At 59.5% G+C, this 18371-nt stretch carries 15 protein-coding genes; 12 read left to right on the top strand and 3 right to left on the bottom strand.

All coding sequences use genetic code 11. The annotated features are described in order from the left end of the window. The first annotated feature begins 10 nt into the window (after positions 1-10). The 4 genes from KHO31_RS09940 to KHO31_RS09925 are packed head-to-tail and all read left to right on the top strand — an operon-like array spanning position 11 to position 3192. Entirely contained in the window at positions 11-1141 is a 1131-nt protein-coding gene (locus KHO31_RS09940) for a DegT/DnrJ/EryC1/StrS family aminotransferase (RefSeq protein WP_211623189.1), read from the top strand. Next, positions 1138-1647, top strand: a complete 510-nt coding sequence (locus KHO31_RS09935; protein ID WP_211623188.1) for a GNAT family N-acetyltransferase — start codon at positions 1138-1140, stop codon at positions 1645-1647. The genes KHO31_RS09940 and KHO31_RS09935 overlap by 4 nt, the downstream gene beginning before the upstream one ends. After that, the gene (locus tag KHO31_RS09930) at positions 1634-2446 is read left to right on the top strand and encodes an ABC transporter permease (RefSeq protein WP_211623187.1); all 813 of its coding nucleotides are present in this window, start codon (positions 1634-1636) and stop codon (positions 2444-2446) included. Before KHO31_RS09935 ends, KHO31_RS09930 begins: the two co-directional genes overlap by 14 nt. After that, positions 2443-3192, top strand: a complete 750-nt coding sequence (locus KHO31_RS09925) for an ABC transporter ATP-binding protein (RefSeq protein WP_211623185.1) — start codon at positions 2443-2445, stop codon at positions 3190-3192. Before KHO31_RS09930 ends, KHO31_RS09925 begins: the two co-directional genes overlap by 4 nt. Before the next feature lie 116 nt (positions 3193-3308). On the opposite strand, the gene KHO31_RS09920 is transcribed toward KHO31_RS09925, so the two are convergent. The 3 genes from KHO31_RS09920 to KHO31_RS09910 are packed head-to-tail and all read right to left on the bottom strand — an operon-like array spanning position 3309 to position 4166. Continuing rightward, complete coding sequence (locus KHO31_RS09920) at positions 3309-3482, bottom strand: hypothetical protein (protein WP_211623183.1); 174 nt, start codon at positions 3480-3482, stop codon at positions 3309-3311. 24 nt (positions 3483-3506) lie between these two features. Then, on the bottom strand, positions 3507-3812 hold the full coding sequence (locus KHO31_RS09915; RefSeq protein WP_211623181.1) for a hypothetical protein: 306 nt from the start codon (positions 3810-3812) through the stop codon (positions 3507-3509). A 9-nt stretch (positions 3813-3821) separates the two neighbouring features. Further along, the gene (locus tag KHO31_RS09910) at positions 3822-4166 is read right to left on the bottom strand and encodes a hypothetical protein (RefSeq protein ID WP_211623180.1); all 345 of its coding nucleotides are present in this window, start codon (positions 4164-4166) and stop codon (positions 3822-3824) included. 249 nt (positions 4167-4415) lie between these two features. Between KHO31_RS09910 and KHO31_RS09905 the strand changes: the two genes are divergently transcribed. The 8 genes from KHO31_RS09905 (at position 4416) to KHO31_RS09870 (ending at position 18181) form a co-directional block, all read left to right on the top strand. Next, positions 4416-7085 (top strand): glycosyltransferase, encoded by a 2670-nt coding sequence (locus tag KHO31_RS09905; protein WP_211623178.1) that lies wholly within the window; start codon positions 4416-4418, stop codon positions 7083-7085. Positions 7086-7144: 59 nt separating this feature from the next. Continuing rightward, a complete protein-coding gene (locus tag KHO31_RS09900) occupies positions 7145-8062 on the top strand; it encodes a rhamnosyltransferase (protein WP_211623176.1) in 918 nt (305 codons plus the stop codon). A gap of 531 nt (positions 8063-8593) precedes the next feature. Further along, positions 8594-12049, top strand: coding sequence for a glycosyltransferase (locus KHO31_RS09895; protein ID WP_211623174.1), 3456 nt, complete (start codon positions 8594-8596; stop codon positions 12047-12049). Between the two features lies 1 nt (position 12050). Next, positions 12051-12686, top strand: a complete 636-nt coding sequence (locus KHO31_RS09890; protein ID WP_211623173.1) for a NeuD/PglB/VioB family sugar acetyltransferase — start codon at positions 12051-12053, stop codon at positions 12684-12686. A 112-nt stretch (positions 12687-12798) separates the two neighbouring features. Then, positions 12799-13884 (top strand): DegT/DnrJ/EryC1/StrS family aminotransferase, encoded by a 1086-nt coding sequence (locus tag KHO31_RS09885; protein WP_211623172.1) that lies wholly within the window; start codon positions 12799-12801, stop codon positions 13882-13884. Continuing rightward, positions 13881-14960, top strand: coding sequence for a glycosyltransferase family 2 protein (locus KHO31_RS09880; protein WP_211623171.1), 1080 nt, complete (start codon positions 13881-13883; stop codon positions 14958-14960). The genes KHO31_RS09885 and KHO31_RS09880 overlap by 4 nt, the downstream gene beginning before the upstream one ends. 80 nt (positions 14961-15040) lie before the next feature. Continuing rightward, a complete protein-coding gene (locus KHO31_RS09875; protein WP_211623170.1) occupies positions 15041-16129 on the top strand; it encodes a glycosyltransferase family 4 protein in 1089 nt (362 codons plus the stop codon). Between the two features lie 552 nt (positions 16130-16681). Next, positions 16682-18181, top strand: coding sequence for a hypothetical protein (locus tag KHO31_RS09870; RefSeq protein ID WP_211623169.1), 1500 nt, complete (start codon positions 16682-16684; stop codon positions 18179-18181). Positions 18182-18371 lie beyond the last annotated feature (190 nt).

The following is an 18371-nucleotide window of genomic DNA, read 5'->3' as shown; positions in this document are numbered from 1 at the left end:
GGAGACTTTCATGGCAATTCAGCTATTCGTACCAAATTTCCGCATTCAAGAATGCCTCGACGAAATCAAGGAGTGCCTCGAGAAGGGCTGGACCGGACTTGGTTTCAAGACCAATCAGTTCGAAGAAGCATGGAAGGCCTACACGGGCTTACCGAATGCGCACTTTCTGAGCTCGAACACCGTTGGCTTGCACCTGGCCTTTGAACTCCTGAAGACCAAGCACAACTGGGTCGATGGCGACGAAGTCATCACGACCCCGCTGACCTTCGTGTCGTCGAATCACGCGATTCTTTATTCGCGACTCTCACCGGTGTTCGCCGACGTCGACGATTCGCTCTGTCTGGATCCGGAAAGCATCGAAGCGAGCATTACCGATCGTACGCGCGCAGTGATCTATGTCGGTGTCGGCGGCAATGTCGGCCAGTATGAGCGCGTGCTGAAGTTGTGTCGCGACCGCGGCCTCGCACTGATTCTCGACGCGGCGCATATGTCGGGCACGCGCTTCCATGGCAAGCATGTCGGCCATGATGCGGACGTGACAGTGTTCAGCTTCCAGGCAGTCAAGAACTTGCCGACGGCTGACTCGGGCATGATCTGCTTCCGCGACGCGGAAGACGATGCGCGCGCACGCAAGATGAGCTGGCTCGGCATCAACAAGGACACGTACGCGCGTACGGCTTCGCAAGGCGCGTACAAGTGGATGTACGACGTCGAGGAAGTCGGGTTCAAGTATCACGGCAACTCGATCATGGCCGCTATTGGTCTTGTGCAGCTCAAGTATCTGGACAACGACAACTCGTATCGCCGCCAATTGGCGAGCTGGTACGAAGAGTTGCTGGGCGGTCACGCCAACGTGCGTCTCGTGCCGATCACCAAGGGTTGCGAATCGTCACGCCATCTGTTCCAGATTCGTGTCAAGAATCGCGACGAATTGATGCTCGCGCTGAACGAGCACGAAGTCTATCCGGGCGTGCATTACCGCGATAACACTGAGTACCGGATGTACGCACACGGCAAGGGTCAGTGCCCGAAGTCGCATCAGGCCAGCAAAGAAATCCTGTCGCTGCCAATGCACATGGGTGTTACGCGCAAGGATGTCGAGCTGGTAGCGAGCCTCGTGAGTCGCTACGCCGCGGCATGAAGCAAGCCTATCCGCCGTTTGTAACTGGCAATCTCCAGTTGAGGCTGCTCGACGAGGCTGATCTGCCGTCCACGCTCGCATGGCGCAACCGGGACGGCGCGCGTCAGCAATTCGGCACCGCCGACGTGCTTCAGTGGGATCAGCACGCCGGCTGGTTCACGCGTTACCTCGACAAAGCGGACGATCTGGTATTCATCGTCGAAGATGCGGCGACGCACTCGCGTATCGGCCAGGTGGCGATCTATGGGATCGACGCCGGGGCGAGCAAGGCTGAGATCGGGCGCTTTGTAGTCGCGCCGGAATTCAAGGGGCAGGGGTTGATGCGCCGGGGGATCGAGGCGCTGATGAGGTTTGCGCGCGAAGCGCTCGGACTGGCGTCGGTGTACCTGCTGGTGCGCGACACCAACGAGCACGCCCGGCGCCTCTATGTGCAGCTAGGTTTCACCGAGGTCTCGCGCGCCGACGGCATGATCACAATGGAGCGAAGCATCAATGATCACGTATAACAGCGCCAGCGCTCGTCCGTCTCTGGCGGAGTTTGTCAGCGCTGCAAAGCTCTGGCGGGTCTGGGTTCACATGGGACTCCAGGACGTCAAGAGCCGTTTCCGGAGTTCGGTTCTGGGTCCTGCGTGGATTCTCATTAATCTGGCCGCGATCATCGCCTCGATTGGCCTGATCTACGGACGTCTCTTCCATCAGCCAATGAACGAGTTCCTGCCGTTCCTCACGCTGGGTCTGGTGGTGTGGGCTTTCATTGGCTCGTCCCTCGTGGAAGGGGCCAATGCATTCATCGTCGCAGAAGGCTACATCAAGCAATTTCCGTTTCCGAAGACCATCTATCTCTACAGGGCGATGGTGCCGTTCGTCGTCATCTTTTTAGTAGGCATCCTAGTGTTCTTCGTGTGCATGGCGTTGTACCAGCGTCCGATTGGATGGGGTGCGCTCTGGGTGCTGCCGTGCTTCGTGCTGTTCCTGTTGATCAACTTCTTTCATCTCGTAATCGTCGCGCACATAGGCGTGCGGTTTCGCGATCTGCCGCACTTGCTCGGCAGCGTGATCCAGATTGCGTTTTATTTGACACCGGTAATCTTCACCGTGACGATGCTGAAGGAACGCGGGATGGCTTTCGTCTACATGTTCAATCCGCTGTATTACCTGCTGGAGCTCATTCGCTATCCGCTGCTCAATAGCGACGCGCCGCCGGCTGAGGTCATCTATGTCGCCCTTGGCTATTGCGTGGTGATGGGGCTTATCGCGGCGCTCGTCGTCAAGAAGATGTCGCAACGGATCGTGTACGTGCTATGACACAAGAATTGAAGATTAGCCTGCGCGACGTGGGTGTGCGTTTCGACGTATCCGCTCGGCAGGATAGCTTGAAATCGGCGCTGGCCAATGCCTTGCGGCGTAACAAGCAAACAAGCGAGCGTCGCGTCGTGCACGCACTCAAGGGGGTGTCGCTGGAGATCGAGCACGGCGAGCGCGTTGGCTTGATCGGCCTCAATGGCGCCGGCAAAAGTACGATCCTGAAAGTAATGGCCGGCATTTATCCGCCGACGTCGGGTGAAGCGCGCATTAGCGGGCACGTCTCGGCGATGTTCGAACTCGCGACGGGGTTCGAGATGACCCAGACGGGCTGGGACAACATCCGCATTCGCGGCATGCTGCTCGGACTCACGCCGACAGAGGTAGAGGAGCGGATCCAGCAGATCGGCGAGTTCTCCGAGCTTGGAGAGTTTCTCGATTATCCGGTGAAGACCTACTCGGCCGGTATGTTTATTCGCCTCGCGTTTTCCGTATCGACGGCGATCAACCCCGAAATCCTGCTGCTTGACGAAGTCATGGGCGCCGGTGACGTGCAGTTTGCCAACAAGGCCAAGCGACGCATGCACGAGTTCATGGAGCAAGGGAAGATTCTTGTGTTCTCGAGCCACAGTCTTGAGATGCTCGAATCGTTCTGCGAGCGCGTCATCTGGTTGCGCAAGGGCGAAGTGGTGATGGATGGCCCGGCCAAGCGTGTGCTAGCGGAGTACGAGAGCAAGGCCGGGCAGTGACTGCGCTGGCACGCCGACGTTCGTCGCGTGCGTATCCTGGATATGGTTCAGGGTGTGTCGAAGGAAAATGAATGAAGGTCGAAACGGTAATCCGTGGCACTCAAGGGTTTGCCGAATCAGACGCTACGACGCCTGATCTGTCGGTACTGCTGTACGTCGGCAAACGCGATGTCCTGAAACTCGCACGTGCCGTCGAATCGTTGCATGCGCAACTGATCCAAGCCATTCAGATCATTGTCGTCGACGACACCTGCGATGAGCAGGTGTCGCGCTGGCTTGACGCTGCCCAAAAAGGCAGTCCTCGCATGGGGGTGCTACGACATCAACATGTGGTTGGTTTGCCGGCGTTGGGGTGGATTGAGGCCATTCAGCATGCTCGCGCACCTTTGGTCCTTCTTGCTCGGGAAATCGACCATTTCAACCCCGACGCGCTCGGCGAATTGTTGTTTCAGGCGCAACAGGATCCTGAGTCGATCGGTTTTGGCTATGTCGAAGTTGTCGAACGCGACGACTCGGGCGCGGTCCAGGTCCTCGGGCAACATGTGCAGCGTGGCAAGTCGATGGTCGAGTTGCGCGTCAGCAATTTTATAGCTCGAAATGCCGTGCTGATTCCGCGGCACGCTATCGACTCAGTCGGGTTCGTCGATCCTCACGTGGTGATGGCGAACTGCGCGGAATGGGATCTGTGGCGTCGCATTTCCGAGTGCTTCGAAATGAAGCCGCTGGATCTGGCCGTTGGCGTTTGCGATGTCGAGGATTTGCAAGCGGAAGCGGCCGATATTGATCTTTGGGCAGCCGAAGAATGGATGCGCACACCGCGCAATAGCCGTTTGAAGCTCAAGTGTGTCGGCGACTACGATGTCGACGCGCCCGATCCGACTCACGGCGCCGCTACCCGCGAAGTGTGCGCTGATCTTGCCAGCCGACGGCTGGGCCAGCGCATGCTCCAGGCCGTCACGCCGCTGGACGCACAAGCGGATGCCGACGGTTACCTGCTGATCGTAAACGTTCAGTATGACGCATCGACGGCGCTTTACTTCGACATGTTACCGCCGCCATTGGCGCAACGGATTCGTGTCGTTTCCAATACACCGAATCCTCCTCTCGAAGCGTTGGCACGGGCGACGGCCGTGATTGTGTCTCGCGCGGTGCGCTCGTACCAGGTCTGGATCGATACCGCGCGCGTACTCGGTGTTCCCGTCTACTATTTTCTCGATGACAACATGCCGCTGCTTGCCGAGACGGGAGAGGCGGTCATGGTGGGCGAGGACTTTCGTACGGAATCACTGCGGGAGAGTCTTAAGCAGTTCGATGGCGTACTGTTAAGCAGTTTGCATTTGATCGAGTATTTCCGGCAACATGATCTGCATCCGCGGCTACTGCATTTTCCGGTTGTCTGCGCGACACAAGATCAGGTCAGAAGCCGGTTCGAGGCGCTGCGGCGGCCTGAACAGACTAACGAGATCGTGTTCGCCTTCATGGGCGGCTTGCACCGATCCCAGGCTGTCTGGGAACTGATCCTGCCGGCGTTGGCGCAAATTGCGTCGGAAGGGCAGCGAATCCACTTCATCGCGCCGGGCATGAAAAGTGACAGCAAGTTGCTGGATGCGTTGCCGGCATCGATCCGCGTGACGCTGCTGCCGTGGGACCCTGGCTATATTTTCGCGCTCCGCCGCTTCGCTTCCCTGTCTCCCTGGTACTTGCTGCTGGCGCCGAGCAAGACACCCAACAACAGGTACAAGACGCTTCACCCTTTGCTGACGGCGCACCTTGTGGGTGCGGTTGCGGTGCTGCCGGCGATCGCCCCCTACGTTGATATCGAGGACGGCTCGGTTGCGCTCATCGTCGATCAACCATTCGAGCGTGATGGCTGGTATCGCGTCTTGCGGCACATCGTCGACGGTCATGTGGACGTCGCCGGCGTGAAGGAGCGCAATCGCGACTTTTGCGCCAATGAATTTTCGGGGGAAGTCAACGTCCGCGTGCTTCATGAAGTGATGGCATCTTCCGGCGGCATGGCGTCCTGGCCACTCCAGTTCAGGCGCCTACGCGCCCTGGCATCGACCGGCGACGAGACAGGCCGAGCGCGGCATCAGGGCAGCGATGAGTCGTGGCTCCGAGGTGCGGACGAACTGTCTGCGATGCGCCACATGCGTCGCTATTCGTGGCGGCACCGGATTCTTTCGCGGCCATCCGACCTTTGGGATAGTTGTGGCCCCGCATTCCACGCGCTTCAACGAGATGCACTGAAGTACGGTTGGCGCCGTCCCGGCGGCACGCTTGAATTCAGCGACAGCCTCCATACGCTCGCGGCGCGTGAGTACGATGTCACGCTGCCCGCTGGCTCGCTGGGCGGAATCGCTTTTGCGCTGGCCGTGGATGGACCCCGCAACGGCTCGGTCGTGGTGGAGTTGATTTCGTCGAGCGGTGAGAAGGTTGCTCGTGCGGCACGCGAACTCAGTCGAGTCGATCTGAACCAGCCGGTGCATTTCACGTTCGACCCGGTCGTGATGCAGGAGGCCGGGCGCTGGCGGGTGCGGCTGCGCAGCCGCACAACCGTGCCGGTCTACGTATACGAAATCATCAACCGGCGACGCTTTGGGATGTCCTATGCCGTGCCGACGCCGTTCATGGAACTGTTGCCCGCCAGCGCCAAATTCGCGCGTTCGCAGACGGCGGCATTGCAATTAGCCCGTGGCACGAGCGCGGCGCCGTCGCTCGACGTCAAGCTGGTGACCGAAGGTGACATCCCGACGAATCAGATCATTGAGCGGCTGCTCGCCGAAGCTGTCGGCTCGCGTGGGAAGGTGGAAAAACTACTGCTCTCCGAGTTCACGCCAAGCACGCTGTTCGACGGCGGCATCGTGATCCTGAGCCGGACAGCAAGCCCGGCCTCGCTGCCCATGATCGAGTGGATGAAGACGCACAATGTGCCGTTCGCATACTACGTGGACGACAATTTCTGGGAGTTGAAGGGGGATACGCCGCTGGCGCAGTTTTATCAAAGTGCGCCGGTCCGGCACACGCTCGACGTGTCGATCACGGACGCCAGGACAGTGATTGTTAATGCGCCACGTCTTGGTCAGTACATCAAAGACCGCTATCCACGGGCGAACGTCACATTTCTGAATGCGCCGTTTGATTTTTCGCTGATCGAAAAAATGCAACAGCTCGGCAAGCCGACTGGGGAAGTGCGTGTTGGATTTGCCGGCAGCATCACCCGGGCAGACGACTTCGTGGAAATTCTTCCCGCGCTAATGCGCCTCCGCGACAGGTATCGCAACGTGACGCTGACGTTCTTTGGGTATTGTCCGCCCGAATTGGTTGGCTCGGAGCGGGTGACGTATGTGCCGCACGTCGCCAGTTATTCGGGCTTCATCAGGATGAAGGCTTCGCATCAACTCGATATCGGCCTTGCGCCGATGGCCGGCTCAACCGCGAACCTATACAAGACGAATAACAAGTACAGGGAGTACGGCGCGCTGAAAATCGCCGGTATATATACGAAAACGTCACCCTATGTGGAGTGCGTTGTCGACGGCGAAACAGGGCTGCTCGTCAGTCACAGTGTCGACGCCTGGTACGATGCGCTCGAAAGACTGGTCGTAGACAGTGAACTTCGAACGCGAATTGCTGAAGCAGCGTATGAAGATATCAAGACGAACTACGCCCAATCCATAGTGGCGGAGCAGTGGCAAATATTCTTGGAGAATTTTGCCCGAGATCACTCGACATCGGATCCTTGTGAAACCGCGTCCCCGGGAACCATTGCGACAATCCGGGCACGGCGCTGGTTTGCTCAAACACGGATTCGTGTTCTCGTGCGAATGGCGGGTGTTCGGCGGCGAGCGGGCGGGCTTGCCCGCCGCCTCAGCGGTGGGCGTGGCCGATGAGTTCAATGTCTTGCGCTGCAAGTAACGGCGTTTGCGCGCCGCGGCCCTCCGTCGCTGCCGTGATCGTCACGTTCAATCCCGAGATAGCGACGCTTCGAAAGATGATCGAGGCGTTGCAGGCGCAGGTGGAGGAGATCGTCCTCGTGGACAATGCTTCTGCCGCAACCGGGGCGGAGCAGATTGCACAACTGGCTCACGAGTACGCTTGCCGCTTCGAGTCACTCACGGAGAATCTGGGCATCGGGGCCGCGCAGAATTGGGGTTTTGCTGCTGTCACGAGGCGGGAAAGCAATTCGTCCGCCGGTGACCGCTACGTGCTATTTCTCGATCACGACAGCATTCCAGAAACGAGCATGGTCGACCTGCTGCTGGCCGCGGATCTCCGCATGCGAGACCAAGGCGTTCGCGTTGGCGCTGTCGGTCCTGCGATCGTGGATAACCGCACCGGAACCACGGGGCGTTTTGTCAGTTCGAGCAATCTGTTCGTCAAACGGATTCCATGCCAGCCCGGATGTGCTCAACTGGACGTCGATTTCCTCATATCGTCCGGTACGCTCGTCCGTGTCGACACGTTCGAAGAAATTGGTGGAATGGACGAAGCGCTGTTTATCGATCACGTCGATACAGAATGGTGCTTGCGTGCCAAGGCGGCGGGATACGCCCTCTTTGGCGTGTGCAACGCGCGTTTGATTCACTCGTTGGGTGATGAAGTCGTGGCGGTGTGGGTTGGACGAAAGCGGGAGATCTTCGTTCATTCACCCTTACGCGACTACTACATGTGCCGCAATACGCTGCTTATTTTGCGCTCGGCCCATATGTCGTTCGGTTGGCGTTTATTTCTCTCAATGCGGCTCGTAGCGTCAATTGTCTTTTTCGTTGCGACGCAGGCGCCCCGGTTGCGGCGATTGAGATGCATGATGGTTGGATTGCGCGATGGCCTTCTCAATCGACAAGGAAAATGGAAACCTTCGTGGTGAGGCATTTCGACCGGATCGAGTGGTGTTTGAGGTAAAATTGACACGCGCGTTTTGCCATGTCAACAACAAGAAAATGCAGCATGACTGTTTTGACACAAACTTGGAATAACCTAGCAAGTGTCTAGTAGCATAATGACCTGCCACGGTTTCCGTTCACATGCTAGATTTGCAATGTGGGTTTAAAACGGCTCGCTAAACTGATGTGACCCCTCGAAGTCGGGCAGTTTTCAGCCAGAGCCGAGAGGGCTAACGCCCTCAGCATGTAGTCCGGTAGCGTGATTCGAGTTTGTTAGGGAAAATCACGCATGCCGGCCCGCCGCGCGGTACGGTACCGACAAGCCTGCACGGAACTCACTGCGAGAAAGGCTGCGCTTACTTCAAGCCCTTCGTGCTGGCAATGCTCGAACGGACTCGCATCGCGTGCGAGGTTCGACGTTGCGGCGCAGCGTACCACCTAGGCTTCAGGCGGCCGCGTGCATAGGGAAAAGGCGCTCTGTGCGTCTCCGTTCCAATTCGGTTCAACGAAACACTATGAGTCAGTCGACAAATAATTATTCTTCTTGTGCCGACTGTGAAGGCCAGCAACTTGTCCTGTTTGCCGTCAGGAGTGATGGCGTACCGGTCATGCAGTGCCGCAGTTGCGGACTCGGCGTTTCAGGCGGCGTCGAGACAAACGCGGAAGATCGCGCGGCCAGGCCGCGTGCCGAATGGATCAACTGCGTCCTGATGCTCGCCAGCGGACAGAGCGGTCAAGTGCTCGATGATGTATTCGATATGGCGCGTGCGGGCGGTGCCGCGCCAGGGTCAGGCCGGTTCGCCGCGCAATCGTCGGCGAGCTCGGGTCTCGGCGCAGCCGGCAGGTCCGGAGACACGGACCAGCAGGTCATCGAGAAGCGGCAGGCCGTGACGAGCCACGCCACCCGAGCGAGCGGTCAGCGCGAGATGGTCGTTTGCGTAGGCGTGCTTGAGCATGCCGAAGATTTCCGCAAAACGTTCAGGCAACTGGTCGACAGCATTGCGCCGAATGGTTTCGCTCTGTTGGAAATTCCCACGCTGCGCGCGGTAAAAGGCGGCACGCCCGCGCCATTGCAGCGCTTCTATCCAACAGAAGCATGTCTTCGCCGTGTCGCAGACGAGCATGGATGTCAATTGGTCGGCGCGGATTTGCCGGAGTCTGGCTACGCACCGGTTTTCGTTGGCTTTCTCACGAGGAATGCCGCGCGCGCTGAACACCTGCAGGCTTTGTTCGACAAACTGCTCGATCCAGACGCTAGCCTGCCGCGCGAGGAGCGGCTGGCGCGGCTGTATTTCAATCTGAGCCATCTTCGGTATGCTAACGCAGCGGTCGTTCGCGATTTCGAATGCTTGAACCGGGCCGACGTCACCGGCGCGCTCCTCGCGGAGGTCGCGCGGCTGTGGGCATCCGACCTGCAGCAACTGCACGATGATGCCGGGCAGATCGAGGCGCTCAAGGCGAGTCGCGACGAGCAATTCGATCGGGCCCTGCGCTGGGAGCAGTCGTGGCGAAAGAAATCGGAGCAACTGGAGACGCAGACTCGGCGACTCGTGACCAAGCTTGATGTCACCATGCGGGACGGCAAGCTGAACGCGGCGCAGGCGAACCAAGCCGTTGTCTATGAGATGGAAAAGTCCGCGATCTTTGAGGCAAGAGCGAATGGTGCCGAGCTTCGAGCGATTCAGGCGGAGCACCGACTCCTGACCATCTATGGTGACTACGAGGCAATGCGCAACAGTTTGTTCTGGCGCGCCACGTCGCCATTACGCAACTTCCTCGTACGCCATCCGCAGGCCGCGCGCAGGGTGAGGCAATTCGCGCGCATTGTTTGGTGGAGCGCCAAGCTCAAGCTGCGCGCCAACCTGCGCGAAGTGAAGCGCCGCCGGCTGGTATTTGCCGAGGAACAGGCTGCCGCGGCCCGTGAGGCGGTTCCGGTCGAACGTCCGGAGGTCAGGCTGCTGCCCACTGAGGGATTTCATCCTGAGCTGGAAAGTGATGTACGCGGCGACGTTTGGCTGCAGGAGCGGCCGCTCGTGAGCATCGTGATTCCGTGCTTCAACTACGGCCATCTCGTGCGCGAGGCGATTGCTTCGGTGGAAGCACAAACCTTTCAGGACATCGAGATCATCGTCGTTGAGGGCGGCTCGAGTTCGGCGCAGTCGCGGCAGCATTTCGTGTCGCTGATCGAGGACGCGTCAGTCCGCATACGCGTGCTCCTGCAGGACAAAGCGCAGCGTGCGGGCGCGAACCGCAACTTCGGCATTAGCCATGCGCGCGGCAAGTACGTCTGCTGTCTCGACGCGGACGACCGTCTCGATCCCACGTTCCTCGAGAAGGCCATCTTTCTGCTTGAATATTACGGTTACGACGTCGTTTCGCCGGGAATGAAGTATTTCGGCGAACGCGCGGACGTATTCTCGCCGGCGGATCAGCCGGATCTCGCCACGCTGCTCAAGGCCAATTCCATCTTGACGTGCTCGGTCTATCCACGCGCGCTATGGAAGGCGGCAGGTGGCTTTCGCGATTCGGATCCGGCATACGGACATATTCACGAAGACTGGCTCTTCTGGGCGCGACTTGCCGCGCTGGGCGCACGGTTTCTCAACTTCCACGAGCCGCTTCTGTTCTATCGCTCGCATGGCAGCACCTTGAGCAACAGCGACGCTGTAATCGACAACGAGACACAAGCGCACTACATCAGCAAGTTCAACGCGGATGTGCTTTCGTCCGATTCCCTCGCTTGCTCGCGTCAACGCAGCACGATGGTGCGACGCTCGCCGAACCCGCTGCGCAACCTCTTGCGCGTGCCATTGGCCGACGAAAGCCGTCCGACCATTATGCTGACGGTGCCATGTCTCATTCTCGGCGGCGCAGAGCGTCTCTTGAGCAAGATCGTCGGGCACCTCAAGAAGCGGGGGTGGCGTGTCATTATCGTGTCCACCGTGGCCGTAGACGCCATTCACGGCGACACGACCAAGTGGTTTCAGCCGTACACGAGCGAAATCTATCATCTGCCGCGCTTCCTGACGCAGGATCGTTGGATGGATTTTGTCGACTATCTCTTTGAGAGTCGCGAAATTTCCGTCGTGTGGAACGCCGGCAGCATCTTCTTCTATGATTATTTGCCCGCGCTGAAGCACCGGTTTCCCAATCTGAAGGTCACGGATCTGCTCTTTAATACCGTGGGCCACACGGCGAACAACCGGCGCTATGCGAGCCTCATCGACAAACATTTCGTCGAGAACAACGAGGTTCGTCACTGGCTGATCGACGCGGGAGAGTCGCCAGCTCGCATCCGACTCATCACGAGCGGAGTGGATCTTGAAGCTTTTCATCCCGCCCCTAGGGACGAGGCCTTTCTTGCCGAGCTCGGTGTTCCCAAGGGTGCAGTCGTCGTCGGATTCTCGGGGCGCTGGTCGGAAGAGAAGGACCCGCTCGCCGTGGCTGAGATCGCGAAAAGGATGCCGGCCGATCTACCCGTTACTTTCATCATGCTCGGTACGGGACCCATGGAAAGCCAGGTGCGCAATGCGGTGCAGCAGGCGGGGCTGGCGAACGACAAGTTCATCATTGTCGGGCCGGTCGAGGACGTGAAACCATATATGCAAGCCTGTGACGTGCTCCTCCTGCCGTCGCGCCATGACGGCAGGCCGAATGCCGTCATGGAGGCGCTCGCCAGCGGCATGGCAGTGGTCGCTTCGCGCGTCGGCGCATTGCCGGAGATGGTGGAAGACGGCGTTGTAGGCTATCTGTGCGAGCCGGGCGATTACGCGGCGTTTGCGAACCGCGTGAACGAGCTCGTTGTAAATCCGCGTATGCTGGGCGAATTCAAGCGCAAGGCGCGCAGCTACGCGGAACAGCGATTCGACATGAATGTCATGTTGAATGCTTACGCCGGCGCGTTCGACGCGCTGATCGCCGATGCGCCCGGTCATCTTGGTACGCCTTCGGCGTCGGACCTAGAGGGTTGAGATGAAGCCGGTCAGGATCGTCGGCGCCGGTGCGCTCGGCCGCGAAGTATTCGCAGCGCTCTCCGTGCTCGGCGAGGAAATACTGTGCTTTCTAGTGGAACCGGGACTCATCAGGGAATCTGTTCATGGCGTCGCGGTGCACGAGATCGCCCGCGGCGAAGGCGCGCAAGGTGACGCTCGCTATGTGCTGGCGGTGGGCGTCAACGAAGCGCGCCGCAAGCTGGTGCAGACGCTGGGGCCGCGTGCCGAATATGCGTGCGTTGTTCATCCCGCCGCGACCATTGGTCCGTATGTCGACATTTCGCCGGGCGCCATGGTCATCGGCCGAGTGAGCATGACAACCGATATTGCAGTCGGCCGGCATGCGCTGATCAATCCCGGCTGCAACATCTCGCACGACTGCAGAATTCGGGACTTCGCGAGCCTTGGCCCCGGCGTCTCGCTTGCCGGCAGGGTGACGATAGAAGAGGGCGCCAATCTCGGCGTTGGCGCAGTGGTGGCGCCCGGCGTCGTCGTGGGTGCATGGTCGACTATAGGCGCGGGCGCCGTGGTGATCCGAAACGTCGAGCCGGGCAGCACGGTGGTGGGAGTTCCGGCGCGGCCAATTATCAGGAGACAACCAGCAAAGGACGCATGACGGGCGGAAGGCGGTTTTGCGTGAGCATCTCGCGACGGAAGTGCCGAGCGGCTGGTTGGTGAATATGTGAAGAGTGGGCACCTCGCCCGCCTGATTGAATATCAGAGTGAAAATGAGCAACGAAAAGATCAAGGTGTTGATTCCCCAACTGCCTTCGGCGGATGAGATCCTGCCCTACCTCAGGCGCATCGACGAGAAGCGAACCTACAGCAACTATGGTCCCCTCACGACCGAATTTCGCGACCGACTTGGCAAGCTGACCGGAGCCGCGGGCGTGACGTTCACTAGCAACGGCACCACGGCGATTGAAGTGGCGCTTCGGATCCGGGCGATACCGGACCGCCGCTACTGCCTGATGCCTTCTTACACGTTCATCGCGAGCGCGCATGCCGTTTGCAACACAGGCCTCACACCCTATCTGCTCGACGTGTCTGAACGCACGCTCACGCTGACGCCTGAGATCGCGAAGGCGGCGTTGCGCGATCTCGGCGAGCAACCGGCAGCGGTGCTGGTCGTGAGCGCGTTCGGCGCCCCGCCCGACCAGGTCGCCTGGCGAGCCTTCGAAGACGAAACGGGCATCCCTGTTGTGTTTGATGCGGCCGCTGCCGCCTCGTCGATCAGGCAAGTGGGCAAGCAGCCGATGTGCGTAAGCCTGCACGCCACGAAGGCGCTGGGCATCGGTGAGGGTGGCGCGATTCTTTGTGCTGATACGGGCCTGACGGAGCGCGCCACGGCCATGACGGGTTTCGGTTTCCTCGGTGCGGAGCGGGTATCGGCCATTCGTGCGGGCAACTACCGTATCTCCGAATATGCCGGGGCGGTCGGGCTGGCGGTGCTTGATGCATTGCCCGCGCGGCTGGTGGAACTGCAGCGCCTAACCGATGGTTACCGCACGCGTATCGGCGCACACAAGCGGTCGCGTTTGCAGGAAGGCATAGGTGAGACCTGGCTCACGATGACGCCTAACGTGATCGTGCCGGAGGATGCGGTGCAGGCGACGATTGCACGGCTCGATGAGGAGCAGGTCGAATGGCGCCGCTGGTGGGGCTTCGGTTGCCACAAACATCCGGCGTTCGCGGATGTACCTCGCGGCGACCTGTCGACTACAGAGTCCGTTTCGCCCCGCGTGATCGGCCTACCTTTCCACAATCTCCTTTCCGACACCGATCTGGATCGAGTCGCCCGGTGCCTGCCATGAGCGATACGCCGCTACTGTCGTACATCGTTCTGTCTTACAACTACGAGCACTACATTGACCAGACGATCCGAAGTATCCTGCGCCAGACCGTGCAGGACTTCGAGATCGTCGTCGTCGACGATTGCTCGAAGGACAATTCGGTGGAAGTCGTGAGGAGCTTCCGGGACCCGCGCATTCGGGTGCTCTGCAATGAAAAGAATCTTGGCGGCGCGGGCAGCTATAACCGCGCGGTATCGGCAGCCCGGGGCGAGTGGCTGGTAAACCTCGACGCGGACGACTGGATCGCGCCCCACAAGGCGGAGGCGCAGCTCGAGTTCGCGGCGCAGAATCCGCATCTGGACATCATCGGTAGCTACGTCGTGTTTCTGGATGCCGACGGCGCGCCGCATCCGAATGCCGAAGTGCTGGAAGGCACGGTGAACCAGTCACACGAATTCGGCCGGGTCGATACGTGGGTCGGCACGAACAATCTGTGCCGGTCGTCGGTGATGATGCGGCGTTCCGCGCACATGCGCATCGGCCTGGATGATCCGAACATGGCGCGGGCTCCCGACTATGAGCTATGGACGCGTGCATTGCGCGAAGGCTGCGGCATAGCCACGGTGCCGGAAAAGCTCACGTATCTGCGGCTGCATTCGAGCGGCGTGACGCATGCCGATCCGCTCGGTACGCTGCTGGAGATCGCATACGCCATGTTGCGCAACCTAGTGCCGGTTGCGGAACGGCGCTCGCTGTATCCGACCATCCAGCGGATTCTGGCGTGGGTGTGCCGGCATCACGAACTGAGCCGCCTTTTGCCCATCGAGCGCTACCGGCTGATAGGCATGATGATGCAGGCGACCGAAGTCGGCGATTTTGCGAGCTTCAAGGCCGCGCTCTCCGATCCCACCCATGATGCGGAATGGGCGACGACGGGACGCCGCGCGATGGCCTTGTTCAGCGACGGCGCAGATCCTTACCAGGACGTGCGGACGTTGCACAAGGAAGTGGCCGCGCAAGTCGCCGCCGCCGAATATTGGCGACAGCGCAGCCAGACATGGGAGCGCGAATACCTGAACGCGGCACACGCTTCATGAGTAGCTCATCTCGTCCAATCGACTACTCCAAGGTGGACCGGAATCGGTCGGATCTTCCGTCAACCTCCGCTTGCGGGATCATGAACAAACCGAAAATACTCGTACTCCTTCCTTTTCTCGTTCAGGGCGCACTGTCGATCAATGTCATGCGCGCCATGCGTGCACGCGGCTTCGAAGTAACGATTGCCTTTTGCACTGACGCCTCGGCGGTCTACAAGCCGGATCCGCTGGAGGATTTCGTCGCCGATGGATGCGCGATCGACCTCATCGGCGTGAATCATCCGCTGCGGCCGCAACTGCTGTTGAAGGAAATCGACGGTCGCGGCATCGATCTGGTTTTGCAGATCGGCGCCGACGATCTCTATCATCAGTTGCCGTACCTCAAGGAACGGCGGCCGGGTGTGCGCCTCGTCGACACGCTTTACAATGAATTCGGGCACACCATCAACCACTTTCTCTACGAGAGCTGCTATGACGGCGTTATCGTGGAGAGCGAGTACATGCGTCGCTTCGTTGAGCGTTCCTCGTTCAAGCAGGACCCGAACGTGGTTGTCGTGCCAAACGGCGTCGATCTCAACGTGTTTCAGCCCGCGAAACTGCGCGATGTGAAACGCCCGCTCACCGTCGGCTACGTTGGACGCATGTCAGACGAAAAAAACCCACTAGGGTTCGTGTCGATGGCCGAAGCACTCTTCGAACGCGTGCCGAACGTGTTGTTCGAGATGTACGGCAGCGGCGGCATTGCCGATCTTGTGCGTCAACGCGTGGAGGAAAGCGAGGCGCGATCGCGCATCAAGTACAAAGGTTTTGTCGAGCATACGCCTGATGCTCTGCACAACCTGGACGTACTTGTGCTGCCATCGAAGTTCGACGGACGACCCAACATCGTCATGGAAGCGAACGCGTGCGGCGTGCCCGTGATCGCGGCGCCGGTAGGGGGCGTGCCGGAGATGATCGAGGTGGGGCGCAACGGCGATCTCGCTTTGCCGGGGGAGACACAGCGAATCTCGGAACTCCTGCTCGAATGGTCTGAACATCCGGAAACGCTGCGGCGTTTGAAGAGCAGATCTGTCGAGATGGCGCTTGAGCGCTTCGGCCGCGCGACTATGCTGGATGCCTACGAGAATGCTTTTTGCAATTTCGTTGGCGAAGCGGCAGGGCAGGTTTAGGCACCTTGCACTGACCGCTGCGCAGCGTCTGTCCAGTGGTCCGCTTGTGCCGTCCTGAGACAATTGCAATATACCTATAGACCGAATCGGTCGAGTGCGCCCGTTGCGGCGCGCCTCGCTCGGTCTGCGACGATCTGAGTGTGAGTGACCCCGCTTCCCTCCGAGCACGCCGAGACGGTGAATTGGGAACGTTGATCGTACCACTGTTGCCACCAGCAAGGCCGCGGCGTTTCCGGTGGCACCATAGACAGCAGGACCTGTTTAGCCACGAACGGATCTATGCCGCACGATTCGACGGACGATCCTCATTGCCTCCCGTCAGCGGCCAACTTGGCAACCAGATCGCTCAGATGGGCAGACTGACCGGTAGCATGCGCGTCGATTTGCGCCGCACGAAACAATACTCCTCCAGTCAAGCCGAGTTAATTTCCAGTAACAATGGATAAGACCCGATGACAAGAAAACTGCCTATAATTTGGTAATGTTTCTGCAAGCATTCGAGGGTGCTGACATGTTTCAGCCCCTGATGCTCGCTTTGTGCCGAAGAGATAAATGATCAGTTCCGAGAAAGAAATATATGCGCTTGTTTCGTCGACGCGCGCACTGTTGTTGATTGAGCTAAATTCGAAACGTGTGACCGCGCTCGAGTGGAATCGCGGAGAATACTATGGCATCTCGTGGTTCCCGGGGAGCGAGGATCTCGTTCTTACGCATTCACTCGTCGATAACGCTCAACTCGTCGACGTGGAGACTTACGCTCAATCCGAGGTAGGCGTTTTGTCTGCAGGCGCCCGGCAGACGCATGGTTTCCTCTCGCAGCCGCATCAGATCCTGTGTGGTTCCGATGGCCGTGTGATCTGCACGAACACCGGCCGCAACTCCATCTGCGTGCTCGACCTAGCGCGGCCCGATGTTGTTCAGGAGGCCCGGATTTCGTCCGCGCGCTGGGATCGACTGGACACACATCGTGTCATCGGCGATCACCTCAATTCCATTTTCGAGGCGGACGGCGTGCTCTATGTGATCGCGCACGGTCACAGCAAAGGCTCGGCGCTCGTCACGTTCAGTTACCCCGACCTGAATTTGCTGAGCATTGAGGCGGTCAAGAACCACTCGGGCTTGCACAACATCTGGGTGACCGGCGAAGGTCAGCGTATCGCTTGCAATAGCGAATCCGGATCGCTGATCGAACTGAATTCCAACACTGTGCTTTGGGAGTCCGGCCGTCCGATCTATTCGCGCGGCGTTGCTGCGACGCCTGATTTCGTGCTGGTCGGCGAGAGCGAGAAATCGGCGCGGGAAATGCGGCGCGCGACGATGAGCGGGCTGTGGTTGATCGACCGGAAGACATGGCAACCGATCGATTTCATTCATCTCGGACCCTATGGGGGCGTGCACGATGTGCGCTTGCTGAACGTCCCCGATGAAGCACATCATGGCCACGTGTTTTCCGGGACGGCGGCACTCCTCGCGCGTGACCGCGACAAGGAGCGGGCCCAGAGCCGCATTCTGGCCTCGAATCGCATACAGCAGTCGCGCGCGGCGTGGAAGTCGTTCGAGGTCGTTTTTGGCACGCCGGAAGTTGGCGGCGATGGCGGGTTAAAGGTTGGCCCGGATCATCTTTGTCTGATAATCCAGTCCGACCTGAAATCAAAGGAGTCGAGTGAAGTCGGGCTTGAATTCGATTACGAGTTCGATGCGTCTACGGCGGGCGGGCATCTGTCTGTCGTAGACTATCGCGGTAAAGGTCAAGATACTGATATGAGCGCGGTGCTCATCCAGCGCATCAATGACGCCGAAACCAGCTTATCAAGGTGGCTGCACGACGGACGGGGCTGGGCCGCGCAAGGCGAGCAATTTATCGCGGGCTTGCCGCTGCGTGGGCGGGTTCGGCTCACACGCAGCGCGGCGGGCATTCAACTCGACATTGATGGCCACGCGATTCCGAGCGAGTTCCTGGAGGAGTTGAACGCGCCGTACGGACGGCTGGGCGTGCGCTGGAGTGGCGTCGCGTTGTATTCGACCGACCGAACAAATGCGGTGCGCTTGTAGTCAGGCCGTTGATGTGGAACGGCTTCCACGTCCCCATTCCGATGCGCGTGGCGCAACGGATTCTGCTTCACAGCATGGGGCATGTAGTGACTACCTGATCGGGCGATGGGGGTGTAGACTCAAGTGAGGCATTCTATCGATCCGCCCCGGTGTGTGGAGAACGGATCAGCATTGAACAAATACATCCACG

Source organism: Paraburkholderia domus (assembly GCF_905220705.1).
In the GTDB taxonomy this organism is placed as follows: Bacteria; Pseudomonadota; Gammaproteobacteria; order Burkholderiales; family Burkholderiaceae; genus Paraburkholderia; species Paraburkholderia domus.
The sequence above is the reverse complement of the archived record's forward strand: the minus strand, read 5'-3'. Positions and strand labels throughout refer to the sequence as shown.